The organism is Roseisalinus antarcticus, from assembly GCF_900172355.1.
Taxonomy (GTDB): domain Bacteria; phylum Pseudomonadota; class Alphaproteobacteria; order Rhodobacterales; family Rhodobacteraceae; genus Oceanicola; species Oceanicola antarcticus_A.
Genome location: NZ_FWFZ01000035.1, coordinates 25,832 through 34,178, shown reverse-complemented (window position 1 = coordinate 34,178; position 8,347 = coordinate 25,832). Strand labels below are relative to the sequence as shown.

Below are 8,347 nucleotides of genomic sequence, written 5' to 3'. Positions count from 1 at the left end.
CTCCTCCTTTTCCCTCTACTCACGCTGCCGCCAGATCGTCCCACGCCGGACCGAGACCGTGGGCGGTGAGGACGTGGCGGAGATCGGCGAGGCGGCGATAGAGGGCGGACCGGCTGCCGAAACCCTCGGCGGCCAGCGCCGTCACGGAGCGATGGGCAAGCGCACAGCAGAACCGGCGGTCGCCCTCGGGCAGGCGCGCCAACGCGGACTGCACGGCCTCACGGGTCTGGAGGTCCGTTTCGGGATCGCGGTCCTGACCGTGCCAGGCGGCCAGCCCGTCCGTCTCCGCCAGCAGGCAGCCCAGCGGCTCTGCGCTGCCGGCGATAGGCGCGTTGAGCGACAGCATCGTGCCGCCCTGCGCGCGGCGCTCCCGGTAGTGCCGGATCGCGATCCGCGAGGACCGGTTGCGCAGGACGATGCCCGCGAAAGCGCCGATGGTGCCGCGGCGCTTGTCGAAGCGCGGCAGCCGGCAGATCAGGTCGATCAGGAGGTCCTGGCGGAGATCGTCGAGATCGGCCGCGGGCAGCGCCAGCTTGCGGTGCAGGCGTCGCGCCGCGCGCTCGGCCTCGTCGATCAGCGTGGCAAGGTCGGAGGGGGAAATCAGGGGGTGCATCGTTGGAAGCCTCGGAACATCGTTTCTGATGCTCCGAGACTGCCCGCCTTCATCGTTCTGCCGGTGTGATTGGCGTGTGTTTGATGTGTGCCGATTGTGTGAGCCGCGGCCCTCAGTCTTCTATCGCGGCCTCTGAAGGGGCGAGACCGAGGCAATAGCCGCGCGTCCGGACGGTTTGGATCAGAGCCTCGGCCGTTTCTTCCGCAAGACCGCTGACAACCAGGGACTTGCGCAGGTCGCGAACGATTTCCCGCGGCGTCCGCTGGAACTGCGCTTCGATCTCCTGCGCCTTGAGCACTGGATCGCGTTGCAAGGACCGTTCGACGAACATATTGAAAAGCATGAACATCTGCGGGGGAAGATCGAGGCGCCGACCGTCCAGCACGGCGGACTGCGCTCGCCGATGCAGGACGAGACGCACGGCGCCCGTCGAAACGCGCGCGCCGTCGAGGACCAGACGATCAGCGCCCTCCGCGCTTGTTCGGACCACGTCCGTGAGAGCCCAGACCTCGATACCGGCCTCGCGCAGACGCAGCACCAGTGCCGGGTCCGGTTCATGGACAATGACCGTTACCAGCCGCGGTGCCGCCGCGGACTTCATCGCGAGGATCGCGCCCGGCGCCTCCAGTCGGTCGACGTCACGGCAGAGCATGAGGGCCCCATCGGCAGGCGTGTTCCCGAGCATCCAGACGTCGTCCACGACAGTCGCGACGGACCCGGCGAGACCGCCGCTCGCAGCGATCTGTGCGGCGAGGCGCCGGGCGTCGATGCCGAAACGCTTGAGATCGCCTTCTTCTAGGATGACGTCCTCGGCGGGGTTGTCCGGGCAGCAGGCGCGCAGCTCCTGCCCGACATATCGGACCGGGCGCGCATCGAGCCCGCAGTCGCAATGGGCGCAAACCGGCCAGTTGTCGGCCTTGCGACGCTCGATCAGGACACGCGCCCGCAGCAGACGGTCGACGTCGCCCTCGGGGAAGCGCCGCAGCGCCCGTCCGGAGATCGAGACCGCCGGGCCGCTGTCACTCAGCCGCGTCCACAACCATGCCAGCATCGCGGTCCGTCTCCAGCCCGTTGCGCGCGACGAGGGCGTGGACCGCCTTCTCGAACCGGGTGCGGCGGAAGGCCAGCGTGCCCGGCGGTTTGAGGCGCGCCGTGACTTGGGCGGGGCGCTTCCTGTCCGTCTTGAAGAACACCCGGAAGGTGATCTCGCCCAGCCGCCAGCCACGCCCGAAGCGTACCTCGCTTTCGCGGAAGTGTCGCAGCGCTCCGCCGGAGGCGTCCCTGGACACCCAGCTGCGCACGTAGCGCCATTTCTGCTCGTCCTCGTCGCGCTCGAAGAGGTCTGCGGCAGCGGCGACGATCCGGACCTCGAGGATCCGTTCGTCGAACGCATGGTCGAACGCGAACCCCGGCCCGGCCGCGCCGATCGGATCGAGCGTGTAGAGGTCGCGCGCATCCGCGCCGGCAAAGAACCCCGGCTGCGCCAGGATGTGCTCGGCGAAGGTTTCCGCAATATCCGCCTGCCGGGCCTTGGCGACCCCGCCGACCCGGAGCAACCCCTCGGCCGGGGAGTAGCGCAGCGCGGCATACTTCACCGCACGCAGGGTGATGATTTCCTCGCGGTCGCCGGCAACGACCGGTGTCGTGGTGACCGGCGCGCCGTGGCTGACGACGAGATTGATCTCGCTGTCCTCCTCGTACTGGCCGACGCGGCAGTACTCGCCCTGCAGATCCTGGGCGAGCAGTTTGATGATCGCCGCCCTGAACGCGGATTTGGTGTCCTCGGTCAGATCGGCGTCCACATGGCGCCGCGGACCGCGGAATTCGGCCATCGCGCTCGGCGCGCGAAGCGCCTGGAAGTCCGCGGCAGCCTCGAAGACGCGGTGGTGATGAAGATATGTGTGCAGCGCGACATGCTTGGCGTCGTGCTTTGCCGGCGCGTCCTCATCGGTCCCGGTTTCCGCATCGGGATAGAGGACCACGTTCTGCCGCCGCGCCTCGTTGAGGATGAGTTGCAGCCCCTCGCCAGTACCGACCTCTGCGACGCGATGGAGATCGGCGACGACGCCTTCCGACCATTCGGTGACGGGCGCCTCGAAATAGTCCATCAGCGACTGTCGAATTGCGGCGGGCTCGCCAACAAACGCCACCGGTATCTCGTCCGCCTCATAATGCCGGGCGAAAAGTTCGCGCATGAGATCGAGATCGATCGTGCGCAGGAATTTGGGATTGATGAATTTCTTGATGTCGGACGGCAATGGAACCTCCCGGAATGGAATCGGATGTTCGCTGAACGTTCTATCAGCCTTAACAACCCAGAGTCGAGTCCGGCATGCCTGTGCCGGCGGCGCTCTGGACCCCGTGGGACGGTTCGCGATCGCGGTGAGTAGGAGAAGGGCGAGACAGCAAGGACCCGCCCTTCATGAAACGCCCCAATCCTCTGCCGCCCGATCAGATGACTCCCGCCGAGCGCCGCGCCGAGTTGTGCGGCTTGCTGGCGCTCGGGCTGGTTCGGCTGAGAATGCGCGAACACGGTGAACCTTCTGACGACACCGGAGAAATTCGCCTACACTCTCCGGCGAGCGCATGCCGTCATGCAACTCCAACTCACCGGAGAACCGCATGACAACCCACGATCCGATCCCTGCGCGACTCGCCGCGCTGAAGACCGCGACGACGCCGGAACTGAAGGCGCAATGGCGCGACCTGTTCGACAGCGAGCCGCCGCCGTTCAACCGGCGCTATCTCGAAAGCCGGCTGGCGTATCGCATCCAGGAACTGGCCTATGGCGGGCTGAAACCTGAAACCATCCGGCGGCTTGAGCGCATGGGCGAGGAACTCGACGGTGGCGACCGCAAGAAGAGCCGCATCCGCGCCGACATGACACCCATCACCGGAACGCGGCTGATCCGCGAGTGGCAGGACGTGGAACATGTCGTTACCGTCACCGCCGACGGGTTCGAATGGCAGGGGCGGCCCTACAAGTCGATCTCGGCCATTGCCCGCGCGATCACCGGCACGCGCTGGAATGGCTGGGTGTTCTTCGGATTGAAAAGCAGGAGGGCGCGGGCATGAAGGCCACGGTGCGCAAACAGCGCTGCGCGATCTACACGCGCAAGTCCTCCGAGGAAGGGCTCGAGCAGGAATTCAACTCGCTCCACGCCCAGCGCGAAGCCTGCGAGGCGTTCGTGGCATCCCAGCGCTCCGAGGGCTGGGTGCTGGTCCGCGATCAGTACGACGATGGCGGCATCTCGGGCGGGACGCTGGAGCGGCCCGGTCTGCAGCGGCTGATGGAGGATATCGAGGACGGGCTGGTCGATGTGGTCGTGGTCTACAAGATCGACCGCCTCAGCCGCTCGCTGGCCGACTTCGCCAAGCTGGTCGAGGTGTTCGACCGCCATGAGGTCACCTTCGTCTCGGTCACGCAGGCGTTCAACACGACCACGTCGATGGGACGGCTGACGCTGAACATCCTGCTCTCCTTCGCCCAGTTCGAGCGCGAGGTCACCGCCGAGCGCATCCGCGACAAGGTCGCGGCCAGCCGCAAGAAGGGCATGTGGATGGGTGGCGTGCCGCCCTATGGCTACCGGGTCGAGAACCGCAAGCTGCTGGTCGACGAGGAGCGCGCCGACCATGTGCGCTGGATCTTTGCCCGCTTCCTCGAGATCGGCTCGGGCACGGAACTGGCGCGCGAGGTGGGCAAGCGCGGCATCCGCACCCCGCGCGGCAACCGGATCGACAAGAAGTACATTTACCGGATACTCAACAACCGCGCCTATATCGGCGAGGCGGTGCACAAGGGCGAGAGCTATCCCGGCGAGCACGATGCCATCATAGACCGCGAGACATGGGACCGCGTTCACGCCATCCTGACAGAAAGCCCACGCAAGCGAGCCGCGCGCACCCGCGCCGAGACGCCCGCGCTGCTGAAAGGGCTGATATTCGGTCCCGACGGCGCCGCGTTCTCGCCGACCCACACCCGGAAAAGTGGTCGGCTGTACCGTTACTATGTCAGCCAGACGGTTCTGAAGCATGGCGCCGGGTCGTGCCCGGTTGGCCGCGTGCCTGCCGGGGAGATCGAGGCGGCCGTAATCGACCAACTACGAGCAGTGTTCCGCCAGCCCGAGATCGTGGCAGGGACTTGGAAAGCGGCGCGCGCGCAGAATGGCGACGTGACCGAGGCCGATGCCCGCGGGGCGCTGCAACAGGTCGACCCGCTTTGGGACGAACTCTTCCCGGCCGAGCGGGCGCGCATCGTGGCGCTGCTGGTCGGGCGCGTCGACCTCGGCGCGGACGGATTGAACGTCCAGCTCCGCGTGGACGGCCTCGGCGGCCTCGCACGAGAGATGCTGGCCGGCGACGTGGGCGCAGCCGCATGACCCGTGCGACTCCGATCCCCGAGACTGTTACGCTCCACGTGCCGTTCCGCGTCGTGAAGCGCGGTGGGCGGAAGGAGATGCAGCTGCCCGAGGGCGCTGCGCAGTCGCGCAGGGCTGACAATACGCTAATCAAGGCGCTGGCCCGCGCCTTCCGGTGGAAGCGGATGCTGGAGTCGGGCGAGTTCACGACCATCGCCGAACTGGCAGAGCGCGAAGGCATCGCTGTGTCCTATCTAACCCGCGTGCTGCGTCTGACGCTTCTCGCGCCGGACATTGTGGAGGCAATCCTGGATGGGAAGCAGGAGCCTGATCGGACGCTGTCGCAACTTCTCGAGCCCCTTCCGACTGATTGGCAATCGCAGCGGCGTGGTCGCAACGGACCTTGTTCCGTAACGGACCTAGCCCGAAGCTAAGTTTCTCGGGCCCTGTTCACCTTCCGCATCATACGACCGCACGGGTTGGGCTGACAGAGGTTGCCAGCACGACAGGCACTACCCATGTGCTCCCTCACAGGGAACGTCTAGCATTGACATCTCTAGGGATCGCTGTATAAGCGTGATGGATGAGAATTATCGCCCGGCCCAAGCTAATCGCTTTCGGGGAGCGCTTTCCAGATGCGAAGGCGCAGATCGACGTCTGGTGGGCTGAGGCAAAGCGAGCAGAGTGGAAAACGCCAGCAGACATCAAGGCCCAGTACCGCAGCGCGAGCATTCTCAAAGGTGGGCGTGTGGTCTTTAATATCTGCGGCAACAAATATCGGCTGATCGTGAAGTTCGATTACGAGAAGGGGATAGGGTTTGTCCGTTTTCTAGGGACTCACAAGGAGTACGACGAGATCAACGCGGAGGAAGTGTGATGATAAGCGAACATCGTATTCGGCCAATTCATTCCGAGCAGGACTACGCAGCCGCTCTCGCCCGCGTTGAAGCGCTCATGGATATGGGGCGTTCTCCCACGGAGGATGACGAGCTCGACGTGCTCGCGACTCTCGTCGAGGTCTACGAAGACCGGCGTTTTCCAATGGATGCACCCAATCCCGTAGAAGCGATCAAATTTCGCATGCAACAGCTTGGGATGAGCCAAAGTGACCTAGCCCCGATCTTCGGAAGCCGGGCCAAGACTTCTGAGATTTTGAGCGGTAAGCGCGATCTGACTCTGAAGATGATCCGCGCACTGCATGAGCATCTGGGCATTCCCGCTGAAGTGCTGATCCGGGATGGGGAAAGCCTGCTAAAGGCTCCAGCGGGTATCGAGCTCGATCACTTCCCGATCGCGGAGATGGCGAAGCGAGGCTGGATCAATAAGACAGCAGACATGAAGGATCGCACGGAGGAAATCGTGCGTGAGCTGATTGCGTGCGCCGGCGGACCGAATGCTCTTCCACCGGCGCTCTTTCGCCAAGGTGGCGGCGCTCGCGCGAACGCCAAGTCGGATGTGCATGCCCTGCAAGCGTGGTGTCTCCATATCCTCTGCGTGGCACGCCGTGCTGGGCTTGCGGGCGTCTACAAAACCGGGACTATCGACCGTGTTTTCATGCGAGAGCTCGCTCGGCTAAGTACTTTCGACGAAGGCCCGAAACTGGCCCAAGAGAAGCTCGCGAAGCACGGTATCGCCCTTGTCGTCGCAGCCCACCTGCCGAAGACCTATCTCGACGGCGCTGCGATGTGGACCGTCGACAAGGTTCCCGTCGTCGGAATGACGATCCGTTATGACCGCCTGGACAACTTCTGGTTCTGCCTGCTGCATGAACTTGCGCACATCGGCCGCCATTTCCCAGATGGAGACGGCGAGATCTTCATTGACGATCTTCAGCTTCGCGAGCGCAACCATGAGCGCGATGACGAGCGCGAACGCGAAGCTGACGAGTGGGCGCAGGAAGCGTTGATTCCGTCAGAGCTTTGGGATGAGCATCCGGCGCGTTTCAGCCCGAGCGTTCAGAACGTCCTCTCGCTGGCGCGGAAGGCCGACGTGCACCCCGCCATCGTCGCCGGGCGCATCCGTCATGAGATGCACAACTATCGGCTTCTGTCGCAATTCGTCGGCACGAATGAAGTGAGACCGCTGCTGATGGAGGTTGCTGCATAAAGATTAAGCGGGGCGCCCGGCAAGGCACCCCGCTTTTCACTACACGTCGGAAGGGCTTAGGCGCACCCGACCAACGTGGCTCCGGAGACCGAAGCACTCTCGTGGTGGTACGCAAGAGATAGACGGTTCGGGACTCCGGGGCAAATCTTTTCATCCGCGCCCAGGAGTATGCCTGAATGGCTACTATCACCAAACTGACACCGCAGGAGGTGTCGATCATCAAGGCCCGGCTCGCCCGGGGAGACTTCCAGCACCGGATCGCTGCAGATTTCGATCTGAATCAGGGACGGATCAGCGAGATTGCGACTGGCAAGCGCTTTGCGGACGTCCCGCCGGTGTCCATGGAGGTGGGGCATGTCTGACAAGCTCCTCAAGCCTGGGCAAAAGGCCCCGAAATCTGGTCAGTACGAGATCACTAGCCCCCGAGAGAGAGGGATTCGAACCCTCGAGACGGTTTCCCGCCTACACACTTTCCAGGCGTGCGCCTTCGACCACTCGGCCACCTCTCCTAAGTGCCTGATAGCGGTTTGCGTGTGGGATTTGCAAGAGGACTATTTGAAACGTATGGCAGAGTATCCGGGCACCCATTCGGACACTATGGAAACTTTGGCGGTCTGGTGTCGCCCCAACTGCCCGCTTGGGCCTCTTTTTCTTCGAGAGCCGCGGGGCGTTTCCAACCGAGGGCGGAGTGCCGACGGCGCGGATTTCGGAAGCCGTCGATATGTTCGAAGGGTGCCATCCCGGTCTGTCGCCGCGTTGCTCGTGATCTTCCCCGGATCACGTTTCATGCTGGTGGTGCCGATCCTGTGACAGCATGCACCGCGGCAAAGGAGATGCATACCGGGCAAAGGCAGACCAGACATCTCCCGTACGGATGCCGTCCGGATCTGGATTGCGGGCCGTCCGCAGTCACCCGGCCCGACGCGGATCGCGCATGGGCGGGGTCGCTCTGGCGGATGAGACGGTACATTCGTGCCTGTATCCGGGCGGCTATTGTCCCCCGAGGGGTGACCGCAGGGCTGAAAAGAGATCGGCGTCGATCCGGGCCACCATTGGGCCGGCCGGCTGATGTGCGAAAACGGGTTCAACGTTGAAAGAACACGCAGGTTCAAGGCGACGACGGACAGCGATCACAGATTGAACGGACCCGCTGACGCGGGAGGGGTGTCGTTATCGGCGGGAATGGCCTGCTGATGGGAAGGTTTGGTTGCTCAAGACCAACCTTTGATCAGGAGATCATCCCATGACTGATGCCACATCAGCGGTAAGC

Annotated in this window: 9 protein-coding genes and 1 tRNA gene; 6 read left to right on the top strand and 4 right to left on the bottom strand. The window is 64.1% G+C overall.

Going from position 1 to position 8,347, the window contains the following annotated elements; translation table 11 throughout:
* Positions 1-19 precede the first annotated feature (19 nt).
* From ROA7023_RS19620 to ROA7023_RS19610, 3 genes are all read right to left on the bottom strand, one after another.
* Complete coding sequence (locus ROA7023_RS19620) at positions 20-613, bottom strand: sigma factor (protein ID WP_085880699.1); 594 nt, start codon at positions 611-613, stop codon at positions 20-22.
* 112 nt (positions 614-725) lie between these two features.
* Positions 726-1,664, bottom strand: coding sequence for a winged helix-turn-helix domain-containing protein (locus ROA7023_RS24090; RefSeq protein WP_143535670.1), 939 nt, complete (start codon positions 1,662-1,664; stop codon positions 726-728).
* The gene (locus tag ROA7023_RS19610; protein WP_085880697.1) at positions 1,633-2,871 is read right to left on the bottom strand and encodes a hypothetical protein; all 1,239 of its coding nucleotides are present in this window, start codon (positions 2,869-2,871) and stop codon (positions 1,633-1,635) included. Before ROA7023_RS19610 ends, ROA7023_RS24090 begins: the two co-directional genes overlap by 32 nt.
* 364 nt (positions 2,872-3,235) lie before the next feature.
* On the opposite strand from ROA7023_RS19610, the gene ROA7023_RS19600 reads away from it, so the two are divergent.
* The 6 genes from ROA7023_RS19600 (at position 3,236) to ROA7023_RS19575 (ending at position 7,439) form a co-directional block, all read left to right on the top strand.
* The gene (locus tag ROA7023_RS19600; protein ID WP_085880695.1) at positions 3,236-3,688 is read left to right on the top strand and encodes a DUF2924 domain-containing protein; all 453 of its coding nucleotides are present in this window, start codon (positions 3,236-3,238) and stop codon (positions 3,686-3,688) included.
* Positions 3,685-4,992 (top strand): recombinase family protein, encoded by a 1,308-nt coding sequence (locus ROA7023_RS19595; protein ID WP_085880694.1) that lies wholly within the window; start codon positions 3,685-3,687, stop codon positions 4,990-4,992. Before ROA7023_RS19600 ends, ROA7023_RS19595 begins: the two co-directional genes overlap by 4 nt.
* A 77-nt stretch (positions 4,993-5,069) precedes the next feature.
* Positions 5,070-5,405 (top strand): hypothetical protein, encoded by a 336-nt coding sequence (locus ROA7023_RS19590; protein ID WP_442475991.1) that lies wholly within the window; start codon positions 5,070-5,072, stop codon positions 5,403-5,405.
* 149 nt (positions 5,406-5,554) lie between these two features.
* Complete coding sequence (locus ROA7023_RS19585; protein ID WP_085880692.1) at positions 5,555-5,848, top strand: type II toxin-antitoxin system HigB family toxin; 294 nt, start codon at positions 5,555-5,557, stop codon at positions 5,846-5,848.
* Positions 5,848-7,077: an ImmA/IrrE family metallo-endopeptidase gene (locus tag ROA7023_RS19580; protein WP_085880691.1), complete on the top strand. Its 1,230-nt coding sequence runs from the start codon at positions 5,848-5,850 to the stop codon at positions 7,075-7,077. Before ROA7023_RS19585 ends, ROA7023_RS19580 begins: the two co-directional genes overlap by 1 nt.
* 176 nt (positions 7,078-7,253) lie before the next feature.
* Positions 7,254-7,439, top strand: coding sequence for a hypothetical protein (locus ROA7023_RS19575; protein ID WP_085880690.1), 186 nt, complete (start codon positions 7,254-7,256; stop codon positions 7,437-7,439).
* Positions 7,440-7,499: 60 nt separating this feature from the next.
* Here the strand turns inward: ROA7023_RS19575 and ROA7023_RS19570 are convergent.
* Positions 7,500-7,586, bottom strand: a tRNA-Ser gene (locus tag ROA7023_RS19570).
* Positions 7,587-8,347: the final 761 nt, after the last annotated feature.